The sequence below is a fragment of the Nocardia sp. NPDC003482 genome, assembly GCF_053588115.1.
Genome location: NZ_JBSFPI010000004.1, coordinates 309478 through 334178 on the forward strand (window position 1 = coordinate 309478; position 24701 = coordinate 334178).

The following is a 24701-nucleotide window of genomic DNA, read 5'->3' on the forward strand; positions in this document are numbered from 1 at the left end:
CCTTCAAAAAAAGCTGGACAAGCGTCCGATCGGCGGATGAGCGGCCGAATCGGCGCGCGCGAGAACCGTAGGGGTGCCGTTGTGAGACACCACACGATTCGGGGCGGAGCCTATGAGTCGAAACGTTGCATCTGCGTTGCATCGGCGCCCATCCGCCGATCGAGCACCCGGATCTTCGCCTCGATCTGGGCATACAGGGCGGAATCCCGGTCCACCGTGGCGCGATACGCGATCCACGCGGCGGTGTCGTCGCGGCCCTCGGCCCCGGCGGTCCACCGGCTGAGCACGGCCGGATCGCCGGAACGCAGCACCGCGGTGCGCAGCCGGACGCGCAGTTCATCGCGAATGTCTATGACTCCCGGGGCGGTCGAGCGCGGGAGTACCGGTCCGGCGTAGAGGCGCACGGCGGTGTCGACATCGCCGGAATCGAGGGCCGCGCGCAACGCCTCGACATCGGTGGCGAGGGGGACCCGCAGCCGATAGGGCCGGGATCCGAAGACCTGCGGGCCGACCACCGCGCGCAGCCGGGACATGGCCGCGCGGATGGTGCCGTTGTCGAGATCGGTGTCGTCGAGCAGCAGCGCGAGGTGATCGGCCGACAGGCCCTCGGCGTGTTCGGCGAGCAACAGCAGGATCTCGGCGTGCCGCTGCGACAACGGGACTCGCTCCCCCGAGACGGTCAGCTGGGACTGGCCGAGCCCCAGCACGTCCAAGGCGAGCCGCCCGGCCGGGGCCGGGGGCGGCGAATCCCCGTCCGCGGCAAGGCGTTCCGCGCCGCGCTGGCGGGAGCGGACCGCGGCCAGCACCAGATCCATCTCCGCCGCGGTCGCCGCGGCCTTGACCAGCGCCAGGATCTCGGGGCGGGCCACCCGCACCCCGCCCGCGATCATGAGCACCCCGACCGGACGGCCGTCGGGATCGTGCACGGGCGCCGCGGCGCCGGTGATCCGGTGCATTCGATGCAGATAGTGTTCGGGGCCGTGTATCCAGGCGGCGCGGCCGGTGCGGACGACGAGCCCGATGGCGTTGGTGCCCACGCGGCGTTCGCTCAGGTCGTTGCCCTCGCGCAGTCCGGCCTCGGCGGCGGCGTTCACCCGATCGGGGTTGCCGTGCACCGACAGCACGCGGCCGAACTGGTCGGCGATCACCACGATCAGACCCGTGCTCGTGGCGTCCTGGAGTAACAGCTTGTCCACCAACGGCATCACCGCCGCGATCGGATGATTGTCGCGATAGCGCTGGAGGTCCGCGCCGCGCAGCCCGCGCCCGTCGACCTCGTCCATCGGATCGACGCCGCCGCGCAGACTGCGCAGCCACGATTCGAGTACCAGCGGCCGGAGCAGACCGGGCAGCTGAGCCAACTGCTCGCCACCGACGGTCAGATAGCCGTGGGCCTGGGCGGCATAGGATTCCAGCGCGCCGAGCTGCGTGCCCGGCTCGACCCCTTGTCCGGCACCGCCGCCGGCGAGATTGCTGACCATTTGCCTTTCTTCCCGCTCCAAACTGTACCGGCGGGAATGGTGCGAGGCGTCGGAAGTCTGCCGTTTGTCCGCCAGGTCACAGGGCGACGGGACCACCGCGAAATGTGAGGTAGCGCCTATCGACGGGGCACCGACGGGCGCAGCGCGGTGACATTGCGGACCCGCGCGGCGCCCCACCACAGACCGGCGCCGTAGGCCAGATCGTCGAGCCGTTTACAGCACAGATAGCGCAGCGGATCCAGGCCGCCGGGCTCGCGATGGGTGTACCAGTCGGCCAGGCCGTCGGCGATCGCCATGGTCATCGCGATCCGCCGCACCCGCGCGGAGAACACCATCGCCAGCACGGTCACCGGCCAGTAGTGCCGCGACAGCGCGGAGACGATCCGCCACACGCCGCCGGAGAAGCCGCGCGCCAATTGGATCGCGGCGACCCGGGTCGGATTGTCGAGTTCGGCGAAGACGCGGCGCAACCGGACCAACGCGGCCAGCAGCGTGGCCAGCCCGCCCAGCACGCTCCAGCGGGTCGCCGCGGCCAGCAGGGCGGTGGCCACCACGGTCCAGAACGGCACAGACAGCGGGGCCACCACCCCCGGATGGCGACGGGCCAGCGGGGCGGCGCTCGCGCCGTGGGAAGCCTTGCGGCGCAACCACTTTCCCAGCGATACCGGGGACTCGCGGCCGACGTGCGCGGCCGGTTCGTAGCGCAGCCGCCAGCCCGCCTGCTCCAGGCGGCGGCACAGATCGATATCGGCGGCCGAGCGCATCCGCTCGTCGAAACCGCCCTCGGCCAGCAGCGCCTGCCGCCGGACCAGCAGCGCGGCGCCCGGCACATAGGAGACCGCGCCGTGCCAGCTGACGGCCGTCTCGCGGCGGCCGCGATCCAGCGAGGAGCGGGTGTGCTCGTAGCGGCCGAGCACGGTGGTGTCGGGTTCGCGGGCCACGATGCGCGGGGCGACCAGGGCCACCTCCGGATCGCTGAAATGGCCCAGCATCACCTCGAGCCAACCGGCGCGCGGCACCACATCGGAATCGAGGAAGGCGACGAATTCGGTTGTGGCGGCGCGTAATCCGGCATTGCGCGCGGCCGCGGCGCCCTGCCTGCGGTCGTGCCGCAGCACGGTCACCCGGCAGCGCCCGCGGGTGCGCGGGATGCGCACCGGCCGATCCGACCCGTCGTCCACCACGACCACGCTGTGCCCGCGCAGGGTGCCGAGCAGCCGCTCCAGCCCGGCCGCGTCGTTGTGGTGCGGCACCACCACCGTGACGTCCTCGGGCGAGGGCAGCAGGCGCGGACGGGGATTGGCGACACCGGAGTCGAGCAGCCGTCTGGCAACCACCGCCGACCGGTGGTCGGTCACCTCCAGATACCCGTCACCGATCAGGGCGGCCGCCTCCGGCGCGAGTCGTAGCAACCTCGTCGGCGAACCCCCGACCAGGTACCGGCCACCGGAGTAGGTGCGCACCCTCGGATCGATTCGCACCCCGAACCCGTCGGGCAGTCGATCATGGCGCATTCCTGGAATGCTATGCGGTCATTGCCGTTCGGGCACATCGTGTCGAAAAAAGAGGATCGAATTCGATGCGAATACCGCGGTGGGCCGCCACATCCCGGAGCGGCGCGCCACACGCCATTCGCGAGAGTTGCTGGCAATCATGTCGCAACTTCCAGCTGGTTGCGATGAAGATCACCCCGGCCGACCCGCCCGCGCACGATCGGCTAATTCCGCCGTTCAGCGTGCGACGGGCAACCCGAGCACACACGGACCGGCGGCCGGACCCGCGCTCTAGACTGTGGCGGGAAAAAGCACGCTGAACAGTAGATGACGGGTTGCCGACGGACGGTTGGGGCTGCGGCACGGGTCTCGAGGTGACATGGGAGTCGGACGGATGCAGACGAGCGGGGGCGGCAATACGTTGTCGGAATCCGAGATCGTCGAGGCCGCGTTGCGGGTGGTGCGGGAGGACGGCGTGGACAAACTATCCATGCGCCGGCTGTCCCGCGAACTCGGCGTCTCCCCGATGGCCCCCTATTACTACGTCGCCGACAAACGCGAACTGCTCGATCTCGTCGCCAGCGCGGCGCTGACCGGAGTCCGCAAACCGCCGCCGGAATCCGGTCCCTGGCAACATCGTCTGCGCGAACTCATCGATCAGATCGACGAAAAGCTGCGCAAACACCCGGGACTCGGCGATGTGCTCATCGAGCAGATGCTCGGCAAACAGCTCGATCTGATCGCCGCGGTGATGGAGATCCTGTTCGAGGCGGGCTTCGACGATCGCAATGTGCTGGCCGCCTACGCGACCATCCACACCTATCTGTTCGGCCGGGCGCGGGTGAATCCGCGCGATCGCGCGGCGCTCACCGAGGCCGCGCTGCCCGAGTCGGTCGAGCGGGCCGTGAAGTACATCGGCGATCTGCGCGGGAAATACTCCTACGACTTCGGCATCGGGGTGCTGATCGCGGGGCTCGAGGCCCAGCTTGTCCGGCAGCGGGACGGCCACGTATAGTAAAACTAGAACACGTTCTACTTTTGCCCGCCCCCGAGAGGACATCATGACGACGGTTGAAGTGCCACACGGCTCGCGCTCCGCCGTGCTGCGGGTCGCCGCGGTCATCCCCGAGACCGCCGACGCGTGCTCGCTGGTCTTCGACGTGCCCGAGGAGCTGCGCGAGCGGTTCGACTATCAGCCGGGGCAATTCCTCACCCTGCGCATCCCCAGCGAGCTGACCGGATCGGTGGCGCGCTGCTACTCCCTGGCCAGTTCGCCGCACACCGACGACCGGCCCAAGGTCACGGTCAAGCGCACGGTCGACGGCTACGCGTCGAACTGGGTGTGCGACAACGTGAAAGCCGGGCACGAGCTCGAGGTGCTGCCGCCGTCGGGGGTGTTCACGCCCAAGGACCTCGACGAGGATCTGCTGTTGTTCGCCGCGGGCAGCGGGATCACCCCGGTGATGTCGATCCTGAAGTCGGCGCTGGCGCGTGGGAGCGGGCGAATCGTGTTGGTGTACGCCAATCGCGACGCGGAGTCGGTCATCTTCGCGGCCGAACTGCGCGAGCTGGGCGACAAGCATCCGCAGCGGCTGACGGTCGTGCACTGGCTGGAGACGTTGCAGGGGCTGCCGAGCGTGGACGGGCTGGCGGCGCTTGCCGGGCCCTACAGCGGGTACCGGGCGTTCCTGTGCGGGCCCAGGGCGTTCATGGATCGGGTGCACGACGCGCTGGCCCAGCTCGGCGTGCCGCGCGGCCGCACCCACGCCGAGGTGTTCAATTCCCTTGCGGGCGACCCGTTCTCGGTGACCGCCCCGGCGGAGGTGAGCGCCGAGGAGGCCGCCGACGCCGCGACCGTGGAGGTCGAACTCGACGGCGAGGTGCACGAGCTGAGCTGGCCGCGCCGGCAGACGCTGGTGGACATCATGCTGGCCAAGGGAATCGACGTGCCGTACTCCTGCCAGGAGGGCGAGTGCGGTTCGTGCGCGTGCACGGTGCTCGAGGGCAAGGTCGAGATGGACACCTGCGACATCCTCGATCCCGAGGACATCGAGGCGGGCTACATCCTGGGCTGCCAGGCGCACCCGGTGACCGACCATCTGCGGATCCAGTTCTAGGCGCTGTCGCCGGATGTCGTTGCGGCACAGTGATTATCGCCGCGGGACATCTCGATAGTGTTGGCGCACCGCGCTTTCGAGATGTTCCGTGGCGTAACTCAAAGCGGTGCGGCCCATCTCGGCGGCGTGCCGGTCGAGGAAGTCGAGCAGCAGGGCGCGGTCGACCCGCTTGCCGACCTCGCGCAGCATCCAGCCGACGGCCTTCTGGATGAGGTCGCGGCGGTCGGTGAGCAGGCGCTCGCTCAGGGCGAGGGTGGTGGTGGCGTCGCCGGATTTGATGAAGGCGAAGGTGGTCAGTAGGGCCACGCGACGTTCCCACAGCGAGTCCGCGGCGGCCAGATCGAACAGCAACTCGCGCGGGCGGTCCAGGAGCCAGGGGCCGAGGATGTTCTCGGCGGAGACGTCGACCAGGTCCCAGTTGTTCACCCGGCCGCGGCGCACGGCCGCCAGGTAGAGATCGACGATATCGCGTTGCGCGGCAAGGTCGTTCACGCGTGGCTTGACCGCTCTCGCCATGGCGGCATTCAGGATGATCAACCCGGCGAGGCGGTGTTCGTGGATCGGGCTGTCGAGCAGTTGGTCGATCTCGGACAGCGGCAGGCCCGCGAAGCGCTTGGCGACGGCGCGGGTGGCGGGCACGCGGACGCCGACGAAGACGTCGCCCTCGCCGTATTCGCCGCGACCGGTTTTGAAGAAGCGTTGCAGGTGGATGGCGTCGGCGGGGTCGGCCACGGCGGCCAGGGCGTCGCGGACCGCGTCGGCGGTCGGCTCAGCCGCGGGCGACGACATCGGCGGTGGCGCCGAGCACCCGGCCCGATTCGAAGGCCGCCGCGCCCGGGGGCAGCGCGCCGGGACGGCCGGAGTTCAGGACGGTGACGGTACCGGTTCCGGCGGCGGGTCGGCCGAGCGCGTCCATCCGCCGAAGAGTCTGCGCCGCAACGGCTTCCGCGCTGTCGAACAGGCGCACCCGGTCGGGCAGGGCGGCGAGGATCGACTCCGTGACGAGCGGATAGTGGGTGCAGCCGAGGACGACGCCCTCGGTGTCGGGCGGGGTGCGCGCGGCCGCGCTCTCGATCGCGGCGGCGATGGCGGGCAGATCGCCGTGGTCGATGGCGTCGGCCAGGCCGTGGCACGCCACGCCGATCACCTCGGCGTCGCCGCCGAACCGGGCGATGAGATCGGCCTGATAGCGGCTCGCGGTGGTTGCTGCGGTGGCCCAGACCGCCACCGTCCGGCAGACCGCGGCGGCCGGTTTGATGGCCGGGACCGTGCCGATCACCGGGACCTCCGGGCCCACCTCCGCGCGGACGTGTTCCAGCGCGGTCACACTGGCCGTATTGCACGGCAGCACGAGCACTTCCGCGCCCAGTCGCAGCGCCCGGCGCGCGGCCTCCAGCACCCGATCGACCACCCACGACTCGGGTTTCGGTCCCCACGGCGCGCCGTCGGGATCGGTTTGCAGCAGCAGATCCAGATCCGGCCGCAGCGTGCGCAGCCACGCCCCCGTGGGCAACAGGCCCAGTCCCGAGTCGATGAGCGAGACGATCACACGCCCAACTGTATTAGCGGCCCGCGCTATCGGCCGACGGGGGTGGTGGTGGCGAGCCGCGCGCGCATCTTCATGACCTGACCGGAACGTCCCGCGCCGATGACCGCGGTGAGCACGCCGTCGGCGTGGTAGTGCGCCACGAACTTGCGGCCGTCGTCCTCGACGATCTCCACCGCGTCGGCGGCCGCGGGCGTGCCGAGCACCTGGATCTTCAGGTCGTACTGATCGCTCCACACGTACGGGACGCGCGCGGCGGCGGGCGGTTCCGCGCCGAGCAGGGCGGCGGCCAGCAGTTGCGCCTGTTCCCCGGCATTGGTCCAGTGTTCGACGCGGCGATGTGCGCCGGTGGCGTGCCGCCAGGCCGCGACGTCGCCGACCGCCCACACGCCCGGCACGGAGGTGCGGCCGACCTCGTCGGCCAGGACGCCACCGCCCGCGGCCGGGGCGGCCAGCGGGATGCCCGAATCGGCGAGCCACTCGGTGACGGGGACCGAGCCGACGCCGATCACCACCAGATCGGCGTCGACCGCGCCGCCGTCGCTCAGGATCGCGCCGCGGGCCGAACCGTCCTGTACGCGTAGCGAATCCAGGCCGACACCGCAGCGCAGGTCCACGCCCTGCTCGCGGTGCAGCCGCCCGACGAGTCCGCCGACCCGCTCGCCCAGGGCGGCCGCCAGCGGGGTGGGCTGGGGTTCGACCAGCACGACCTCGAGGCCGAGGGCGCGGAAGCTGGCGGTGAGTTCGCAGCCGATGAAGCCCGCGCCGACCACCAGAGCCCTTGTCGCGCGGGCCGTCTCGGCGCGCAGCGCGGCCGCGTCCTCGTGGCGGCGCAGCACATGCACGCCCGCCGCGTCCGGCAGGCCGGGAATTCGCTTGGGGCGCAGGCCCGTCGCGAGAACGAGCTGGTCGTAGTCGAGGGCGGAGCCGTCGGACAGCCACACCCGGCGCGCGGCGGTGTCCACCCGCGCGGCGGGGACGCCGAGGCGCAGGTCGATCGCGTTCTCGGTGAAGAACTCCGCCGGGCGCAGGGTGGTGTCGTCGGTCTCGCCGCGCACGAACTGTTTGGACAGCGGGGGGCGGTCGTAGGGCAGTCGCGGCTCGTCGCCGACCAGCACCAGCCCGCCGGGGTATCCGGCGCGCCGCAGTTCCTCCGCGGTGCGCAGGCCCGCCAGGCCCGCGCCCACGATCACGATCGGACGCGCATCGGTGGTCATCAGCCCACGATATTGTAGAACGCGTTCTAATTTCTATCGTGATGCCCGACACGGTGATAGCCGACGGCGATTGTTGCCGATCAGGTATTGATCGGGCGGTCAATCAGAGTTATACCGAAGGGAGGACATATTTCCTGCCCATCGAGGAGGCACCCGATGTTCACCGATAGCCGCGCACAGGACTACATCGCAGTCGTGCTGGGCGTCTTCACCGCACTGTCCCCCATCTGGGTGGACCACAACGACCGAGGCATGTGGACGCTCATCGTGCTGGGCATACTCATCGCGCTCACCGGTCTGGCGCTGCTGTCGCGTCCGGCGATGACCGGCCTCGACTACGCGATGGGCGCGCTCGGCGTCCTGCTGTTCATCTCCCCGTGGGTGATGGACTTCCACGCCTACAATGGCGCCTCGTGGACGGCGTGGATCGTGGGAGTGCTGACCGTGGTGGTCGCGGTGGCGGCGCTGCCACAGGTGACGGGGCGCATGCACACGGCCCACTGACGCACGTGGCCGGGCCCCGCCGGGCCGGGCGCCGCCGCAGCCGCGAGGTGGACGGCGACGCCCGGCAACTCATTCTGGACGCCGCCGAAAGCCTGTTCGCCACACACGGTTTCGACGCCACGGCGACGGCGGCCATCGCGGCCACCGCGGGCGTGCCCAAGGGGTTGGTGTTCTACTACTTCCCCACCAAGGAGTCCATCCTGTCGGCGCTGATGGCCGAGCGCGTCCCGGCCCCGCCGGTGCAGGACATCGAAAACCTCGTCACGCCGGGCGATCCGGCGGGCAGCCTGGTGAATCTCGATGCGGCGCTGAATCTTCGGGATCATCACTCGTCGGTGCTGCGGGTGATCATGTGGCGCGAGGCCGATACCCATCCCGATGTGCGAAAACAGTTGCGGCGCATGCGCGATCAGCTGCTCGACGTCACCTCGCGGGTGCTGGCGGCGAGCGCGCCCGGCCCGGTGCGGGACGGGACGTTGCGCGCCTGCGCGGGGGCGTGGGTCTCGGCCGTACTGGCCGTGGCCACGACCGATCGGCTGCACGCCCTGGACGGGCTGACGCTGCCGACGGCCGAGGAGATCCGCAACATCTCGCGGGTGGTCGCGGCGGGGATGACCCAGCTCGGCTGAAATTTCTTCGATAACCATTTCGCTTCCGGTTCGGCGCGTCCGCCCGGGGAGGCGCGCGGTCCATTTGAATACCCACCGGCCCGTTTCGTAACTGATCGATTGCCGGGAGGTTTTGGACGTGACCTGTAGGGGTTCGGTTGTCGGCCGTATCGGCCGGTTCCTGGGCGTGACGACCGGCGTGCTGCTCGGCCTGTTCGGGGCCGTGCCCGCCGGGGCGCAGCCGATCTATCCCGTGCCCGATCCCGATCCCTTCTACGCCGCGCCGCCGGACCTGGCCGCGCACGCGGCGGGTGACGTGCTGGCGGTGCGGGCGATGCCGCCGGTGCCCGCCTTTCCGGGGACCTCGGTCACGCTGGTCAAGTTCCGGTCCACGAATTCGCACGGCGATCCGATCGCGGCGACCACGACCGTGCTGACGCCGTTCACGCATGTGGCCGACGCGCCGCTGCTGTCGTATCAGCACATCATCAACGGGCTGGGGACGCAGTGCGCGGTGTCGCACGTGCTCTACACCGGGGATCCCGACAAGGCGGTGCGGGAGGCGCCCGCGCTCAACGCGCTGTTGCTGCGCGGCTGGAGCATCGCGCTGCCGGATCATCTCGGGCCCCAATTCGCTTACGGCGCGGCACGTCTGGGCGGGCAGATCACCCTGGACGGGATCCGGGCGGTGCGGCGGGTGCCGGAACTCACGCTGGGGCGCAGTCCGGTGACCATGGCCGGGTACTCCGGGGGCGGGATGGCGACGGCGTGGGCGGCGGCATTGCAGCCGACCTACGCGCCGGAACTGGAGATCGCGGGCGCGGCGCTCGGCGGGGTGCCGATGAATCTGGAGACGATGGTGCGGGCGCTGTGGACCAATCCGCATCCGGCGTTCGGGCTGGCGATGGCCGCGGCGATCGGGCTCGAGCGGGAGTATCCGGAGCGGCTGCCGATCAGCGACTATCTGAACGGGCGCGGGGTGGCGGCGCGCGACGCCATGGCCAACGGGTGCGTCAACGAGATCCTGGGCATCGGGGCCGGGCACAGCGTGCTCGACTACGCGGCGAGCACCTCGCTGGTGGACGATCCGGAGGCGTGGAAGGTGGTGGAGGACAACAGCCTCCATCTGTTCGACGGGGTGCCGACCATGCCGATCTTCGAATGGCATTCGCCCACCGACCCGCTCATTCCGGTGGACGCCATCGTCGACACCGATCGGCGGTACTGCGCGGCAGGGGTTCGGCTGCAGTCCCAGCTGACGCCCTCGCCGGAGCATCTGTCGGCGGCGGTGCTCGGGATGCCCGCCATGGTGAGCTGGCTCGACGCGCGTTTCCGGGGTGAGCCCGCGCCCAGCGACTGTTGATTCGGCGGGCCGGTGTCAGTGACAAATCGCTGGCGCGATCGGACTCACTCCGATGCCCTCCGGCGCGACGGGACGCCCTGGCTTAGCATGGGCCACTATGACCGATGCCGATTTCGCCGCCTTCGGCGAGCCCAATCGTTCGCGGCCGGAGGGATATCGCCTCACCAATCCGGTGAACGACAGCACCCCGGCATCGTCGAGCGGACTGACCGGCTACGACAATCCGACGGGCCGGACCACCCTCGGTCACGACAGCGGTGTGCAGTGGACCCAGCCCGATATGGGTTCGTCATGGCCGACGGGCGCCACCCCCCGGCCCGAAACCCCCACGGCCCGGCCGGAACCCACCCCACCGATCCCGGAAAGCCCTGCGGCCCGGCCCGATTCGACGCGTTCGGAAAGCGGGCACCGCGTGCCCGATGCGCAGCCGCGCTCGGACGGCGGCCACCGCATGCCCGATGCGCAACCGCGTTCCGAGAGCGGGCACCGCATGCCCGATGCGCAGCCGCGCTCGGAGAGCGGCCACCGCGCCGAGGAAAACGGCTACCGGTCCGCCACGGAACTGGCCCGGCGTCTGGAGGAGAACTCCTACCGCCCCGCCGCGGAACCGACCCGCCGCGCCGCGCCGGAGACCTCGGCCCAGCCCCCGGAAACCGCTCGCCCCACCCAGCCTCGCGCCGCCCGCCGCGCGGCCGCCGAACGGGAGGCGAACCCGCTCGACAACTCCCCCGCCACCGTCGACATCCACCTGGTGATGCGCCTGCTGCTGGCCAGCCACAACCTGGAAACCGTTGCGGCCAAGGCGGAATCGGGCGAGGCGGTGCTGTCGGAGTTCGTCCGGGCCGCCCGGCACACCCGCTCGACCGCCGTGGATCTGGTGTCGGCGTGGTTCGGCGGGGCGGAACAGATGCGGGATTTCGCGCGGGCGCTGCTGGCGGCGAGTGAGCCGGAGTAGGCGTACCCACGCGAAAAGGGCCGCCTCCCAAGGGAAGCGGCCCTTTCGGTGGGGCTAGATCACTTGATGATCTTGGTGACCCGGCCGGCGCCGACGGTGCGGCCGCCCTCGCGGATGGCGAAGCGCAGGCCCTCTTCCATGGCGACGGGCTGGATGAGCTTGACGCTCATCTCGGTGTTGTCGCCCGGCATGACCATCTCGGTGCCCTCGGGGAGGGTCACGACGCCGGTCACGTCGGTGGTGCGGAAGTAGAACTGCGGGCGGTAGTTGTTGAAGAACGGGGTGTGGCGGCCGCCCTCGTCCTTCGACAGGATGTACGCCTGGCCCTCGAACTCCGTGTGCGGGGTCGTGGTGCCCGGCTTGATGACGACCTGGCCGCGCTCCACGTCCTCACGCTTGAGGCCGCGCAGCAGCAGACCGACGTTGTCGCCGGCCTGGCCCTGGTCGAGCAGCTTGCGGAACATCTCGACACCGGTGACGGTGGTCTTCTGGGTCTTCTCGCGGATGCCGGTGATCTCGACTTCCTCGTTGACGTTGATCACGCCACGCTCGATACGACCGGTGACGACGGTGCCACGACCGGTGATCGTGAAGACGTCCTCGATCGGCATCAGGAACGGCTTGTCGGTCTCACGGACCGGGTCCGGGATCGACTCGTCGACGGCGTTCATGAGCTCGAGGATCGACTCGGCCCACTTCTCGTCGCCCTCCAGCGCCTTCAGGCCGGAGACGCGCACGACGGGGGCGTCCTCGTCGAACTCCTGCGAGGCCAGCAGCTCGCGGACCTCCATCTCGACGAGCTCGAGGATCTCCTCGTCGTCGACCATGTCCGACTTGTTCAGCGCGACCAGGATGTAGGGCACGCCGACCTGACGGGCGAGCAGCACGTGCTCACGGGTCTGCGGCATCGGGCCGTCGGTGGCCGCCACGACCAGGATGGCGCCGTCCATCTGGGCCGCACCGGTGATCATGTTCTTGATGTAGTCGGCGTGGCCCGGGGCGTCGACGTGGGCGTAGTGCCGCTTCTCGGTCTGGTACTCGACGTGGGAGATGTTGATCGTGATACCACGAGCCTTCTCCTCCGGAGCCTTGTCGATCTGGTCGAACGCGAAGGCCGCGTTCAGGTCCGGGTACTTGTCAGCCAGCACCTTGGTGATCGCCGCGGTCAGCGTGGTCTTGCCGTGGTCGACGTGACCGATGGTGCCGATGTTGACGTGGGGCTTCGTCCGCTCGAACTTCGCCTTCGCCACTTGATGTCCTCCTGGACTTGTTGGTGCTTGCTAAGCAGCAGTGCGGTTGTGGGATCACCCCCGCGTACGCGGGGATTGGGTCGTACAGCGCGCCCGGATTATTCGCCGGTCGCCTTGGCGATGATCTCCTTCGACACGTTGGCCGGAACCTCCGCGTACGAATCGAACACCATGGAGAAGTTCGCCCGGCCCTGGGTCTTCGACCGCAGATCACCGATGTAGCCGAACATCTCCGAGAGCGGAACCAGCGCCTTGACGACACGGGCACCACTGCGTTCCTCCATGGCCTGGATCTGACCACGGCGGGAGTTCAGGTCGCCGATCACTTCGCCCATGTAGTCCTCGGGCGTGGTGACCTCGACGGCCATGAGCGGCTCGAGGATCACCGGACCGGCCTTGCGGGCCGCTTCCTTGAGGGCCTGCGCGCCAGCGATCTTGAACGCCATCTCCGAGGAGTCGACCTCGTGGTAGGCGCCGTCCAGCAGCGCGGCCTTCAGGTTCACCAGGGGGTAGCCGGCGAGGACACCGTACTGCATGGCGTCCTGGATGCCCGCGTCCACCGAGGGGATGTACTCCTTGGGCACGCGGCCACCGGTGACCTTGTTCTCGAACTCGTAGGTCGCGCCGTCCTCGCCGACGAACGGCTCGAGGGCGATGATGACGCGCGCGAACTGGCCCGAGCCACCGGTCTGCTTCTTGTGGGTGTACTCGAACTTCTCGACCGGCTTGGTGATGGTCTCGCGGTAGGCCACCTGCGGCTTGCCGATGTTGGCCTCGACCTTGAACTCGCGCTTCATGCGGTCGACGTAGATGTCGAGCTGGAGCTCGCCCATGCCGCCGATGACGGTCTGGCCGGTCTCCTGATCCAGCTTCACGTTGAAGGTGGGGTCCTCCTCCGCGAACTTCTGGATGGCGGTGCCCAGCTTCTCCTGGTCGGCCTTCGTCTTCGGCTCGATGGCCACCTCGATGACCGGATCCGGGAAGGTCATCGACTCCAGCACGATCTGGTTCTGCGGATCGCACAGGGTGTCGCCCGTGGTGGTGTCCTTGAGGCCGATGACCGCGTAGATGTGGCCCGCCTGCGCCTCGCCGACCGGGTTCTCCTTGTTGGAGTGCATCTGGAACAGCTTGCCCAGACGCTCCTTCTTGCCCTTGGTCGAGTTGATGACCTGGGCGCCGGAGTCGACCTTGCCCGAGTACACGCGGACGTAGGTCAGCTTGCCGAAGAACGGGTGCGTCGCGATCTTGAACGCCAGCGCCGCGAAGGGCGCGGTGACGTCGGCGTCGCGATGGATGATCTCCTCTTCCTTGCCCGGGACGTGGCCGTCGGTGCCGCCGTCGTCCAGCGGGTTGGGCAGGTAGTCGATCACGGCGTCGAGCATGGGCTGCACGCCCTTGTTCTTGAACGCCGAGCCACAGAGCACGGGGTAGAGCTCCGAGTTGACGGTCAGCTTGCGGATCGCGCCCTTGATCTCCTCGATCGAGAGCTCCTCGCCGCCGAGGAACTTCTCGAGCAGCTCCTCGTCGGACTCCGCGACGGTCTCGAGCAGCTCCTGGCGGTACTGCTCGGCGCGCTCCTTCAGATCCTCGGGGATCTCGACGACCTCGTACTGCTCACCGAGCTTGGTCTCGCCACGCCACACCTTGGCGTTGTTCTCGACCAGGTCGACGATGCCCTCGAAGGTGTCCTCGGCGCCGATGGGCAGCTGCACGACCAGCGGCTTGGCACCCAGCCGGTCCTTGATGGTCTGGACCGTGAAGTAGAAGTCGGCGCCCAGCTTGTCCATCTTGTTGACGAAGCAGATGCGCGGGACGTCGTACTTGTCGGCCTGCCGCCAGACCTGCTCGGACTGCGGCTCAACGCCCTCTTTGCCGTCGAAGACCGCGACCGCGCCGTCGAGCACGCGCAGCGACCGCTCCACCTCGACCGTGAAGTCGACGTGTCCCGGCGTGTCGATGATGTTGATCTGGTTGTCTTTCCAGAAGCAGGTCGTCGCGGCCGACGTGATCGTGATGCCGCGCTCCTGCTCCTGAGCCATCCAGTCCATCGTGGCCGCGCCGTCGTGGACCTCACCGATCTTGTAGGTGATGCCGGTGTAGAAGAGGATGCGTTCGGTTGTCGTGGTCTTACCGGCATCGATGTGGGCCATGATGCCGATGTTGCGGACCTTGTTGAGGTCGGTGAGCACGTCCTGTGCCACGGAAATCTTCCCCGCTCGTAGCTAGTTGGGATTGACGGGAACGACCCTGGCTCCGTTTGCGAAGCTCGAGGCCATCACTTTTTCAACGTCGGGCGTGGCCCAGAAGTGCCACGCCCGACTGTGACTCGCCTCCCGGCGCCGTTCCTTCACCGGCGGGCCGGGTGACCAATCACCAGCGGTAGTGCGCGAACGCCCGGTTGGACTCGGCCATCTTGTGGGTGTCCTCGCGACGCTTCACCGAAGCGCCCAGACCGTTGCTGGCGTCCAGCAGCTCGTTGGCGAGACGCTCGACCATGGTCTTCTCGCGACGCTGCCGGGAGAAGTTCACCAGCCAGCGCATGGCCAGGGTGTTGGCGCGGCCGGGACGGACCTCGACCGGAACCTGGTAGGTGGCGCCACCGACACGCCGGGGCTTGACCTCGAGGGCGGGCTTGACGTTGTCCAGCGCGCGCTTGAGGGTCACGACCGGATCGGTGCCCGTCTTCTCGCGCGCCTGCTCGAGCGCGCCGTAGACGATGCGCTCGGCGATCGACTTCTTGCCGTCCAGCAGCACCTTGTTGACCAGCTGGGTGACCAGCGGCGAACCGTAGACCGGATCGTTGATCAGGGGACGCTTGGGTGCGGGGCCCTTGCGCGGCATATCAGCTCTTCTCCTTCTTGGCGCCGTAGCGGCTGCGGGCCTGCTTGCGGTTCTTCACGCCCTGCGTGTCGAGCGAGCCGCGGATGATCTTGTAGCGCACACCGGGGAGGTCCTTCACACGACCGCCGCGGACGAGCACCATCGAGTGCTCCTGCAGGTTGTGGCCCTCGCCGGGGATGTAGGCCGTGACCTCGACCTGGCTGGTCAGGCGAACACGCGCGACCTTGCGCAGCGCGGAGTTCGGCTTCTTCGGGGTCGTGGTGTACACGCGGGTGCACACGCCACGACGCTGCGGGCTCCCCTTCAGGGCCGCGGTCTTCGTCTTCGCGACCTTGTCGCGGCGACCCTTGCGGACCAGCTGGTTGATGGTTGGCATATACCGGCTTTCCTTATTCAGTAACCAGGTGTCTGGAACTCTTCATGTCTGTGTTTTCGAGCCTTCACCCACTGGCCCGAGTCGCGTTCCTCGCGCCCCGAGGTCGGGCGTGTCGCGCGCAGCGCGTACCGGTCATTTCGGGCACGCTGAAACGGTCGGCCGCTCTCGCTGGCTTACGTCCTGCACACAAGCTTGCCCGCATGCTTCCGGGCACAGCGATCCACGATACCCGTCGGCGCGGCGGGGGGCAAAAGCGGGTACCCCGTGGTAGTTCGACGGGTCGGTGCGTTGTGCGGTCTAGCGGGCGAGGTTCAACGTCAACTCTGCCAGTTTCTGCGCCGCGTCGCACGGATCCGGGTGTCCGCCGCCCGGCCGATAGTTGATCCACCAGCCGATGATGCCGGTGTCCGCGGCCGGGGCCATCACCCCGCAGGAGTCGGGATCGTTGGGGCGATGGACCTGGAGTGAGCGGCGGCCCTGCACATTGACGTCCGTCGTCTGATAACCGAGCCGGTCGTTGTTCTGTTTCTCGTTGCTCAGCGTCCCCATCTCGTACCAGTTCAGGGTGGCCATGCCGTCCCCGCCGGGCGCGCCCGCGAGCGACCACATGCAGACCGCGCCGTTGAAGCTGCTCTGCGGCAGCGTCTGGGTGCCGGTGATCTTGGCGATCTGGTCGAGCTGGACCACCTCGCACTCGCGCAGCAGCTTGTCGAAGTTCATGTTGACCCCGCCGCCGCTGCCCCCGGCGGGCTGCGGGGTGCCGGTCACGGTCTTGCCGCAGCCGGACAGCGTGGCCGCGAACGCCAGCACCGCGCAGGCGGCCACCGCGGCTCGTGATCTCATCGCGCCCCTCATTTCAATCGCTGCACGGTCAGCTCGGCCAGTTTGCGGTTCTTCTCGCACGGGTTGGCGCTGGGCCGCCCGAACGAACCCGCGTACGTGGACCACTCGAAGAAGTCGTCGCCGAGTTGGACCGCGAAGTCGCAGATCAGGCCCTGCGGATCGGTGTCCTGGAACCCCTTGTGCCCGCCGACGTCGACCGCCTCCGGATTGCGGCCCTGCGCGGTGACCCACGCCCGCTCCCGCTCGATCGGGCTGCCACGGTAGGACGCGAAGGTGACCGTGGGACCGTCGATGCCGCCGCCCTGCCAGTTGCAGCCCACCGAATTCTTGAACGTCTGGGTGATCTGTCCCAGCCCGCCCAGATCGCGCACCTCGTCGTCGGTCACATTCCCGCACTCGCCGGTGAACGGGCCGAGCGCGGCGACCTTCATGGGCGGGCGCACCGGCGGAGTGTTGTCGCCCGAATCGCCCGAACCGCACGCCGCCAGCAGCGCCGCGAGGGCCGTCGCCGTGACGAGGGCCGCCGAGATCCTCCGCATGGGTGGAACTCTACTGGGATTACAGATTCCCGCGCGCCTCCTGTTCGCGCTCGATGGCCTCGAACAGGGCCTTGAAGTTGCCCTTGCCGAAGCCGAGGGAGCCGTGGCGCTCGATGAGTTCGAAGAAGACGGTCGGGCGGTCGGTGATGGGCTTGGTGAAGATCTGGAGCAGATAGCCGTCGTCGTCGCGGTCGACGAGGATGCCGCGCGAGCGCAGCTCGGCGACGGGGACGCGGACCTCGCCGATGCGGGCGCGCAACACCGGGTCGTCGTAGTAGGCGTCCGGGGTGGCGAGGAATTCGACGCCCGCGCGGCGCAGCGCGTCGACGGTGGTGAGGATGTCGCCGGTCGCCAGGGCGATGTGCTGTACGCCGGGCCCGCGGTAGAACTCCAGGTACTCGTCGATCTGGGATTTCCGGCGGCCCGCCGCGGGCTCGTTGAGCGGGAACTTGACCCGGTGATTGCCGTTGGCGACGACCTTGCTCATCAGCGCCGAGTACTCGGTGGCGATATCCGCGCCGACGAATTCGGCCATGTTCTCGAATCCCATGACCCGCCGGTAGAACTCGACCCACTCGTCCATCCGGCCCAGTTCCACATTGCCGACCACATGGTCGATGGCCTGGAACAGCCGCGGCGGCGCGTCCGCGGGCGGGACGAGGCCGCTGCGCCGCGCGACATAGCCCGGCAGGTACGGGCCGTCGTAGCGGGACCGGTCGACCAGGGTGTGCCGGGTGTCGCCGTAGGCCGCCAGGCTCGCCAGCCGCACGACCCCGAAGTCGTCGGACTCGTCGTGCGGTTCGGTGAGCACCGTGGCCCCGGCCGCGCGGGCGTGCGCGACGCACTTGTCCACATCCGGGACCTCGAGCGCGATGTCGACCACCCCGTCGCCGTGCCGATCGTGATGGGCCACCAGCGGACTGTCCGGATCCACCGCCCCCTGGATCACGAAACGCGCACCGCCGCTGCGCAATACGTACGCCTTGTGATCGCGATTGCCGGTCTCCGGTCCCGAGTACGCCTCGAGCCGCATCCCGAACGCCGACTCCAGGTAGTGCGCGCACTGGGTGGCGTTGCCGACCACCCACACCAGCGCGTCCCACCCGAGCACGGGAAACGGGTCGCGACGCGGATCGTGGTCGACCAGCCCGACGAGCCGGGTATCGCTGAACAGCTGCTCGGTAGTCATGCGACAAGCGAATCGCCGAACCGCCGCACTGAGCAATATCGACCACATTATTTGGACACCCTGGTGAATTGCGTCACCAGATCGCCCGTCGTGCTGGACAATTTGAATAGCACACCCGCGAGCTGAGGAAGAGGGCCATGGGACGCACCGTCGCGAAGCTGGACGAACTGGACCTGGCGATCCTGTCGGCCATGCACGAATACCAGAAGGCGGGCATCCTCGAGCTGTCCCGTCGCACCCGGGTCGCGCGGGCGACCGTCCAGTCCCGGATCGCGCGCATGGAGGAGGCCGGGGTGATCGCCTCCTACGATCCGCACATCGACGTCACCGCGGCCGGATTCGACGTGCAGGCGTTCGTCACCCTCGAGATCGCCCAGGGCGCGCTCGACGCCGTGGCCGAGGACCTCGAGGCGATCCCGGGCGTGCTCGAGGCGTACGCCACCACCGGTTCGGCGGATGTGCTGTGCCGCATCGGCGCGGAGTCGCACGCGGGCCTACAGGCGGTGCTGCTGAGCATCGATCGCAGTGCGGCCGTGACCCGTTCGCACAGCGTGATCGTGTTGTCGACGGTGGTGCCCCAGCGCACGCTGCCGTTGCTGCGCACCCTCACCCCCGCCGGGACGAGCAAGGCGCCCGCCTACCGCAACGCCAACTCCTGACTCAGACGCGCGGATCCGCTCCGGGCGTGAGGATTTCGACGCTCGGGGCGCGGTCTGGTTCCAGGAAGGCCAGCAGCGCAAGCCCTTCCGCCTCGACCTCCGCGCGTTCGGCCCCGGTCCACTCCCGGCCCGGCACGATGCGCAGCCGGGCCCGGTCGCGGTCGGGGAAGATCTTGTAGATCCCCCACAGGTAGCCGTCGATCAGGATGGGCGAGACCTGGGCGGCGAGGTGACGCAGCGGCGGCGCGGCGTTGTCGGGCACGATGCGGGAGCGATCCTTGTGCGACAGCACGGCATTGTCGTACCAGCCGAGGAAGCGCACGGGGGCGGGCGTGTCCGGATCGGCGAGTTCGGCGTCGGCGGCGTCGTAGAGGGTGCGGCCGCGCTCGTCGGTGTAGGTGCGGATCCGGTCCCCCAGTCCGGTGAGGGCCTCCTTGATGCCGAGCAGTTTGGACCAGGTCTGCACGTCCGGCGCGGTGGCGGGGCCGAACGCGCGCAGATAGCGAATGACCAACTCCCCCAAGGGATAATCGGGTATCAGCGGCGCGCCGAGCCAGGGTTCGATGCGCGACCACACCGGGCGGCTGTTGTTCCGCCACAGCCCGCGCGGCGGCGTCTGCAACACCGGCAACTGGTACAGCCACGTCTGCACGACCGCGCCGGGATCGCGATCGGGATACACCCGCGCCGCCCGCGCGCGCAGGTCGGCGGCGGACACGGGTTCGTCGCCGAATACCCGATCACCGTGTGCGCGAACCTCTTCCGGATCGAGTCCGACCATCGCCCCGTAGTTGAAACCCTTGCGGAACGGGATCTTCTCCAGTTCGGGCTGGACGTGCGGGGCGATGCGGCGGGCGTCGAGCGCGGTCACGAGGTGAATCGTGCCGCGCAGCAACGTGATGCGCACCAGCGAGCGATCGGTCAGCCCGCGCGAGACGGTCTCGGGATCGAAATCGGCTGTGCGGCTCCACAATCCGACGAACGGCGGGGTGACGTCCTGGGCCTGCAAGCCCACCAGCCGCTCGCACACGGTCGCCGGGGACAGCGGCTCGCGGCGCAACAGATGCTGGCGGGCCAGCAGGGTGCGATTGAGCACCCGGTCGGACAGGCGGTCGGTCATGGGTTCAGCGCAGCGTCACGACGACTTTGCCGGTGGCGGTGCGGTTTTCGAGGGAGGCGACCGCCTCGGCGGTGCGCTCGAGGGGGTAGAGCACGGGCGCCGGCGGGGCGATCCGGCCGTCGGCGAGCAGCGGTTCCAGTTCGGCCCACTGTTCCTGGAGGTAGCCCGGATGGGTCATGGCCCACGCGCCCCAGCCCGCGCCGACCACCTCGACATTGTTGAGCAGCAGGCGATTCACCTTCACCGTCGGGATGTCGCCGCCGGTGAAGCCGACCACGAGCAGCCGCCCGGCCGGGGCGAGCGAGCGGATGCTGTCGGTGAAGCGGTCCCCGCCGACCGGATCGAGCACGATATCGACGCCGCGCCCGCCGGTGAGTTCCTTGACGGCGGCCAGCCAGCCGTCGGTGAGCACCACGTCGGTCGCGCCGTTGGCCCGCGCGACCTCGGCCTTCTCCTCGGTGCTCACAACCGCGACCACCCGGCCCGCGCCGAGCGGGGCGGCCAGGCGCAGCGTGGCGGTGCCGATGCCGCCCGCGGCGCCGTGCACGAGGACCGTCTCGCCCGCGGTCAGCCGACCCCGGGTGCGCAGGCAGAAGTGCACGGTCAGGTCGTTGAACAGCACGCCCGCGCCCGCCTCGAACGAAACCGCGTCCGGCAGTTTGAAAACCATCGCCGCGGGGACCACCGCGACCTCCGCGATGGCATTGCCCAGCATGGTCAGCGCCAGCACGCGGTCCCCCGCCGCGACGTGCGCGCCCTCGGGGGCCGAGCGGACCACGCCCGCGACCTCGCCGCCGACGACGAACGGCAGTTCCGGCTTCATCTGATAGAGCCCGCGCGTCATCAGGACGTCCGGGAACGCGACGCCCGCCGCGTACACGTCGATGACCACGCCGCCGGGCTGCGGGGCGGGCTCCGGAATGTCGACGATCTCGATGGATTCCGGTCCCTCGAGCTTGCTGACCTGGGCTGCGCGCATGTAACGACCTCTCTGTCCGGATGCCTGCCGCCAAGTTAACCGGTCTTCGCATCGGCCTGTCCACGGGACCGGATTTTGTTACGCTGAGACGCCGCACCGAGTCCGAGGGGGAGTCATGGGCAACGACGAGTCGTCCGGCACCGGCATGTTCGTGGATCTCGCTGCGCTGCACACCTTCGCGAACAATCTGACCGCGGAGGCGCAGGGCATCACCGGCCTGCAATCGGGCCTGGCCGACGCGTCGGGCGCGCTACCGGGCACCCGCTGGGCCGAGACCTGCGCGCAGACCAAGACCTCGATCGATGGCGCGCTGCACCGCATCGGCGACCGCCTCACCGCCATCGCCGGGGCCGTCGAGCAGTCCGGCAAGGCCGTCCAACTCACCGACGACGAGTTCCGCGACAAACTCACCACGATCGGACTGCGCCAATGACACTCGGCATCCCCGACGTCGAGAAATGGAACCCGGGCCAGCTCACCACCGCCGCCGCGGCGGTCGGAAAACTCGGCGCCGACCTCGACCAGGCCGTGAACAAGGGCCTCACCGACACCCAGACGCTGCGCACCGACAACAAGTGGACCGGGCAGGCGGCCGAGGTCGCCGAGACGCGGATGACGACGGAGAAGACGCGGGCGTCGGCGGTGAGTCAGGCGCTGGTGGAGTTGCAGGGGGCGATCGGCCAGCAGGTCGAGAATCTGCAGCACGTGAAGGACGAGGTGCTCAAGCTGCGCGACCTCGCCGAGAACGCGCCCTTCCCGCCCGGCGCCTTCGAGGTCGCGGCCAACGGCACGGTCACCGCCGAGGAACGCAAGAAGTGGCTGCGGACCAACCTGCCCGAGGACACCCCGGGCAAGGCCGACATGATCCTGCACCAGGACGTGGAGGCGCAGCAGCGGACGGTGGAGCTGACGCGGGCGCTGTCGCAGGCGGAGAGCGTGGCCGAATCGGCGGCGACGGCGGTCGCGACGGCGAAGGGCAAAGTGGACAGCGCGACAGCGGCTCTGGGGGATCCGGTGACGGGCGCGGGGACGGCGGCGCCCGCGCCGACCACCCCCGCGGCGGCCTCGGCGCCCGCCGCCCCGCCCGTCGCCGCGCAGACCCCGCATCTGGTCAGCAATGTCTCCCACGGCGGCTCGGGCCATTACGGCGGGAACGGGGCGGGCTATCACGGCGGATCCGGGCTCACCGGAACGACTTTCAGCGGCGGGCTGGGCACGGGATCATCGGGCGGGCCGCCCGCGATCGCGGCGAGCGGCGATGTGAAGCAGTGGATCGCCCAGGCCAAGGAGATCCTCCTCCAAATGGGTTACCGCCCCGACCAGATCGATGAGAACGCCCTGGCGATCATCATCCAGGCCGAATCCGGCGGCGACCCCAACGCCATCAACCTGTGGGATTCCAACGCCTCGGCCGGACATCCCTCGAAGGGGCTGATGCAGACCATCGACAGCACCTTCAATTCGTATGCGGCGCCGGGCCATACCGATATCTGGAATCCGGTCGACAATATCGTCGCCGGCGCCCGGTACGCGCTCGACCGCTACGGCACGCTGCGGCATCCCGGCGTCGAATCGTTCGAGCAGACCGGGCACTACCAGGGGTACTGAGCGCTCGGAGATCCCGCGAATCGCATTGTCGCCCTCATTGTTTCCGCTGCCGATCCACCACGGCGACGAGCACGGGAGCGAGCCTCTGGAAGACGTCCTCGGTCGGGGTGGCGATGTGCGGGCGGGCGGAGAGCGTGATCAGTTCGCCGCGGTCCGCGGTCGTGGCCCGGACCAGGTGGTAGGTCCGGACGGTGCCGTCGGGATCGGTGTGCACCGACACCGGTAGGGGGCCGAGCGCGCCGCCGTCGATCTGGTCCAGGGGATCGTCCGCGGCGTCCACCCGCTTCGCCTCCTGGAGGTCCAGCGTCAGCTCGTAATCGGCTCCGCTCCAACGACATTGGTGCACGCCCCGGGGTGTCGCGGGTGCGGTGACCACGGCCTCGATGATCGCAGGGCCGACGGTGGCGCACGGATCGAGGCGGAGCACCGAGTCGCGGGCGGGATTCAGCAGCGGGGGATTCGTCGACAGCCGGTCCACGATCGCCCGCAACGCCGAATCCGCGAGCCCGCAATCGGATTCGCCCGAGACCGTCACCTCCACCGCCGACTGCGGTTCCGCGGGGGTGACGATCGCTCGGCCGCAGGTGGTCGCCGACGCCGTGGTGTCCAGCACCGCCAGGCCGCCCGCGGTGCCGGGGGTGGGGCGGGCGGCGGGGAAGTCGATCGGGGCGCCGACGCGGAGGGTGAGGTCGGCGCGGTCGGTGTGGGCGGCGCAGGTGGTGGTGTCGCGCGGTTCGGGGGTGGTCGGGTGGGGCAGGACGTCGGGGGTGAGGAGGGCGCAGGCGTCGACCAGGCGGAGGCGGTCGGGCGGGAGGTCGAGACGGGTGGGCGCCGGGGTGGCGGGGTCGTGGTCGAGGAGGAGGGTTCCGGCGGTGAGGACGGCGGCCAGGGTGGTGGCCGTGGCGGCGGCGAGCAGGACGCGACGGCCGGAACGGCGTGGCGCGCGGGCGGATTCGAGGGGGCCGGGTTCGGCGCGGCGGTGCTCGGCCTCCCGCTGGGCCTGGGCGATGCGCTGGCGGACGGCGGGCGGCCAGGCCGGGCGGGCGGCAATGCGGTCGGCGGCGTCGAGCAGTTGCCCGGGGGTGGGGCGATCGGCGGGGGTCTTGGCCAGACACGCCTCGACGATCTCGCGGGCGGATTCGGGGACGCCGGAGATGTCGGGGCGGGCGTGGACGACGTTGTAGAGCGTCTGGGTCGTCGACGCGCCGAGGAAGGGGCTGCGGCCGGTGGCGGCGAGGACCAGCAGGGCGCCGACCGCGAAAACATCGCTGGCGGGGGTGAGTTCGCGGCCCTCGGCCTGTTCGGGGGACATGAACGCGGGCGAACCCACCAGGGCGCCGGTGCCGGTGAGCCGGGCGTCGAGGGTGAGCGCGCGGGCGATGCCGAAGTCGATCACGCGCGGGCCGTCGGCGGCGAGCAGGACATTGCCGGGTTTGAGGTCGCGGTGGATCACGCGGGCGCGGTGGATCTCCAGCAGGGCCCCGGCGAGACCCGCGGTGAGCAGGCGTAAGCCGCCGAGGGACAGCGGACCGAACCGGTCGACGGCCGCGCGCAGCGACGGGCCCGCGACATAGTGCGCGGCGAGCCAGGGTTCGGGGGCGTCGGGGTCGGCGTCCACGACCGCGGCGGTGTGCACCCCCGTAACCCGCTGCGACGCAAGCACTTCCATCCGGAAGCGGGCGCGGAACTCGGGGCGGCGGGCCAGATGCCGGTGGATCATCTTGACCGCGACCGGACGGCCGTCGGGGGCGCTGCCGAGCAGGACGCGGCCCATCGCGCCCTGACCGATCACCGCGATCAGCCGATGCCTCCCGGCGCTGCGCGGATCGTGCGGCCCCAGCGGTTTCACCCCGTCACCCCTCCCCTATGACCATCGACCTGGCCGGTGCGCGACATCTGGGGGATAGTACCGGCAGGGGCCCGGAGCAGGCGGTCCGCAACAACGCAAATCGGGCATTGGCTACGCGTCAGTAGAGCGGACTGGACGTCACAGTGTGATGTAGGACCCGTAAA

The 24701-nt window shown here is 69.6% G+C and carries 24 protein-coding genes; 9 read left to right on the top strand and 15 right to left on the bottom strand.

Features of this window, described 5'->3' with window-relative positions; genetic code table 11:
- Positions 1–110: 110 nt before the first annotated feature.
- Both ACWDSJ_RS08510 and mftF read right to left on the bottom strand, forming a co-directional pair.
- Positions 111–1481 carry a GAF domain-containing protein gene (locus ACWDSJ_RS08510; protein WP_450030277.1) on the bottom strand — a complete coding sequence of 457 codons (1371 nt, stop codon included), beginning with the start codon at positions 1479–1481 and terminating at the stop codon, positions 111–113.
- A 116-nt stretch (positions 1482–1597) separates the two neighbouring features.
- Entirely contained in the window at positions 1598–2995 is a 1398-nt protein-coding gene (mftF, locus tag ACWDSJ_RS08515) for a mycofactocin biosynthesis glycosyltransferase MftF (RefSeq protein ID WP_450030279.1), read from the bottom strand.
- A gap of 373 nt (positions 2996–3368) precedes the next feature.
- Between mftF and mftR2 the strand changes: the two genes are divergently transcribed.
- Both mftR2 and ACWDSJ_RS08525 read left to right on the top strand, forming a co-directional pair.
- A complete protein-coding gene (gene mftR2, locus ACWDSJ_RS08520) occupies positions 3369–3989 on the top strand; it encodes a mycofactocin system transcriptional regulator MftR2 (protein WP_450030281.1) in 621 nt (206 codons plus the stop codon).
- A 46-nt stretch (positions 3990–4035) separates the two neighbouring features.
- Positions 4036–5091, top strand: coding sequence for a 2Fe-2S iron-sulfur cluster-binding protein (locus ACWDSJ_RS08525; protein WP_450030283.1), 1056 nt, complete (start codon positions 4036–4038; stop codon positions 5089–5091).
- Positions 5092–5124: 33 nt separating this feature from the next.
- Here the strand turns inward: ACWDSJ_RS08525 and ACWDSJ_RS08530 are convergent, their stop codons facing one another.
- From ACWDSJ_RS08530 to ACWDSJ_RS08540, 3 genes are read right to left on the bottom strand one after another with little or no spacing between them, the layout of a single operon-like run.
- Positions 5125–5880: a DNA alkylation repair protein gene (locus ACWDSJ_RS08530; protein ID WP_450030285.1), complete on the bottom strand. Its 756-nt coding sequence runs from the start codon at positions 5878–5880 to the stop codon at positions 5125–5127.
- Positions 5861–6640 carry a glutamate racemase gene (locus ACWDSJ_RS08535; protein ID WP_450030287.1) on the bottom strand — a complete coding sequence of 260 codons (780 nt, stop codon included), beginning with the start codon at positions 6638–6640 and terminating at the stop codon, positions 5861–5863. Before ACWDSJ_RS08535 ends, ACWDSJ_RS08530 begins: the two co-directional genes overlap by 20 nt.
- A gap of 26 nt (positions 6641–6666) precedes the next feature.
- Positions 6667–7854: an NAD(P)/FAD-dependent oxidoreductase gene (locus ACWDSJ_RS08540; protein ID WP_450030289.1), complete on the bottom strand. Its 1188-nt coding sequence runs from the start codon at positions 7852–7854 to the stop codon at positions 6667–6669.
- Between the two features lie 156 nt (positions 7855–8010).
- Between ACWDSJ_RS08540 and ACWDSJ_RS08545 the strand changes: the two genes are divergently transcribed.
- The 4 genes from ACWDSJ_RS08545 to ACWDSJ_RS08560 all read left to right on the top strand — a co-directional run bounded on the left by ACWDSJ_RS08545 (position 8011) and on the right by ACWDSJ_RS08560 (position 11284).
- The gene (locus ACWDSJ_RS08545; RefSeq protein WP_387359679.1) at positions 8011–8358 is read left to right on the top strand and encodes an SPW repeat domain-containing protein; all 348 of its coding nucleotides are present in this window, start codon (positions 8011–8013) and stop codon (positions 8356–8358) included.
- Positions 8359–8363: 5 nt separating this feature from the next.
- The gene (locus ACWDSJ_RS08550; protein ID WP_387359676.1) at positions 8364–8987 is read left to right on the top strand and encodes a TetR/AcrR family transcriptional regulator; all 624 of its coding nucleotides are present in this window, start codon (positions 8364–8366) and stop codon (positions 8985–8987) included.
- Positions 8988–9135: 148 nt separating this feature from the next.
- Positions 9136–10329, top strand: a complete 1194-nt coding sequence (locus ACWDSJ_RS08555; protein WP_450030426.1) for a lipase family protein — start codon at positions 9136–9138, stop codon at positions 10327–10329.
- Between the two features lie 97 nt (positions 10330–10426).
- Complete coding sequence (locus ACWDSJ_RS08560) at positions 10427–11284, top strand: hypothetical protein (protein ID WP_450030292.1); 858 nt, start codon at positions 10427–10429, stop codon at positions 11282–11284.
- Positions 11285–11343: 59 nt separating this feature from the next.
- Here the strand turns inward: ACWDSJ_RS08560 and tuf are convergent, their stop codons facing one another.
- The 7 genes from tuf to hppD form a co-directional block, all read right to left on the bottom strand.
- Positions 11344–12534: an elongation factor Tu gene (gene tuf, locus ACWDSJ_RS08565; protein ID WP_387359670.1), complete on the bottom strand. Its 1191-nt coding sequence runs from the start codon at positions 12532–12534 to the stop codon at positions 11344–11346.
- 98 nt (positions 12535–12632) lie between these two features.
- Positions 12633–14735, bottom strand: a complete 2103-nt coding sequence (gene fusA / locus ACWDSJ_RS08570; RefSeq protein ID WP_387359668.1) for an elongation factor G — start codon at positions 14733–14735, stop codon at positions 12633–12635.
- A gap of 169 nt (positions 14736–14904) precedes the next feature.
- The gene (rpsG, locus tag ACWDSJ_RS08575) at positions 14905–15375 is read right to left on the bottom strand and encodes a 30S ribosomal protein S7 (RefSeq protein WP_062514302.1); all 471 of its coding nucleotides are present in this window, start codon (positions 15373–15375) and stop codon (positions 14905–14907) included.
- A 1-nt stretch (position 15376) separates the two neighbouring features.
- Complete coding sequence (gene rpsL, locus ACWDSJ_RS08580) at positions 15377–15751, bottom strand: 30S ribosomal protein S12 (RefSeq protein ID WP_011211612.1); 375 nt, start codon at positions 15749–15751, stop codon at positions 15377–15379.
- A gap of 297 nt (positions 15752–16048) precedes the next feature.
- Positions 16049–16594 carry a DUF3558 domain-containing protein gene (locus tag ACWDSJ_RS08585; protein ID WP_387359665.1) on the bottom strand — a complete coding sequence of 182 codons (546 nt, stop codon included), beginning with the start codon at positions 16592–16594 and terminating at the stop codon, positions 16049–16051.
- Between the two features lie 8 nt (positions 16595–16602).
- A complete protein-coding gene (locus ACWDSJ_RS08590) occupies positions 16603–17133 on the bottom strand; it encodes a DUF3558 domain-containing protein (protein ID WP_450030297.1) in 531 nt (176 codons plus the stop codon).
- A 19-nt stretch (positions 17134–17152) separates the two neighbouring features.
- Complete coding sequence (gene hppD, locus ACWDSJ_RS08595; protein WP_450030299.1) at positions 17153–18322, bottom strand: 4-hydroxyphenylpyruvate dioxygenase; 1170 nt, start codon at positions 18320–18322, stop codon at positions 17153–17155.
- 137 nt (positions 18323–18459) lie between these two features.
- Here hppD and ACWDSJ_RS08600 point away from each other — a divergent pair, with 137 nt between their 5' ends.
- Positions 18460–18981: an Lrp/AsnC family transcriptional regulator gene (locus tag ACWDSJ_RS08600; RefSeq protein WP_387359658.1), complete on the top strand. Its 522-nt coding sequence runs from the start codon at positions 18460–18462 to the stop codon at positions 18979–18981.
- Between the two features lies 1 nt (position 18982).
- On the opposite strand, the gene ACWDSJ_RS08605 is transcribed toward ACWDSJ_RS08600, so the two are convergent.
- Together ACWDSJ_RS08605 and ACWDSJ_RS08610 are read right to left on the bottom strand one after the other, a co-directional pair.
- On the bottom strand, positions 18983–20101 hold the full coding sequence (locus tag ACWDSJ_RS08605) for a winged helix DNA-binding domain-containing protein (RefSeq protein WP_450030301.1): 1119 nt from the start codon (positions 20099–20101) through the stop codon (positions 18983–18985).
- 4 nt (positions 20102–20105) lie between these two features.
- The gene (locus tag ACWDSJ_RS08610) at positions 20106–21080 is read right to left on the bottom strand and encodes an NADPH:quinone oxidoreductase family protein (protein WP_450030303.1); all 975 of its coding nucleotides are present in this window, start codon (positions 21078–21080) and stop codon (positions 20106–20108) included.
- Positions 21081–21195: 115 nt separating this feature from the next.
- Here ACWDSJ_RS08610 and ACWDSJ_RS08615 point away from each other — a divergent pair, with 115 nt between their 5' ends.
- Positions 21196–21513: a hypothetical protein gene (locus ACWDSJ_RS08615; RefSeq protein WP_450030305.1), complete on the top strand. Its 318-nt coding sequence runs from the start codon at positions 21196–21198 to the stop codon at positions 21511–21513.
- Positions 21510–22688, top strand: coding sequence for a transglycosylase SLT domain-containing protein (locus ACWDSJ_RS08620; protein ID WP_450030307.1), 1179 nt, complete (start codon positions 21510–21512; stop codon positions 22686–22688). Before ACWDSJ_RS08615 ends, ACWDSJ_RS08620 begins: the two co-directional genes overlap by 4 nt.
- 34 nt (positions 22689–22722) lie before the next feature.
- On the opposite strand, the gene ACWDSJ_RS08625 is transcribed toward ACWDSJ_RS08620, so the two are convergent.
- A complete protein-coding gene (locus ACWDSJ_RS08625) occupies positions 22723–24537 on the bottom strand; it encodes a serine/threonine-protein kinase (protein ID WP_450030309.1) in 1815 nt (604 codons plus the stop codon).
- Positions 24538–24701: the final 164 nt, after the last annotated feature.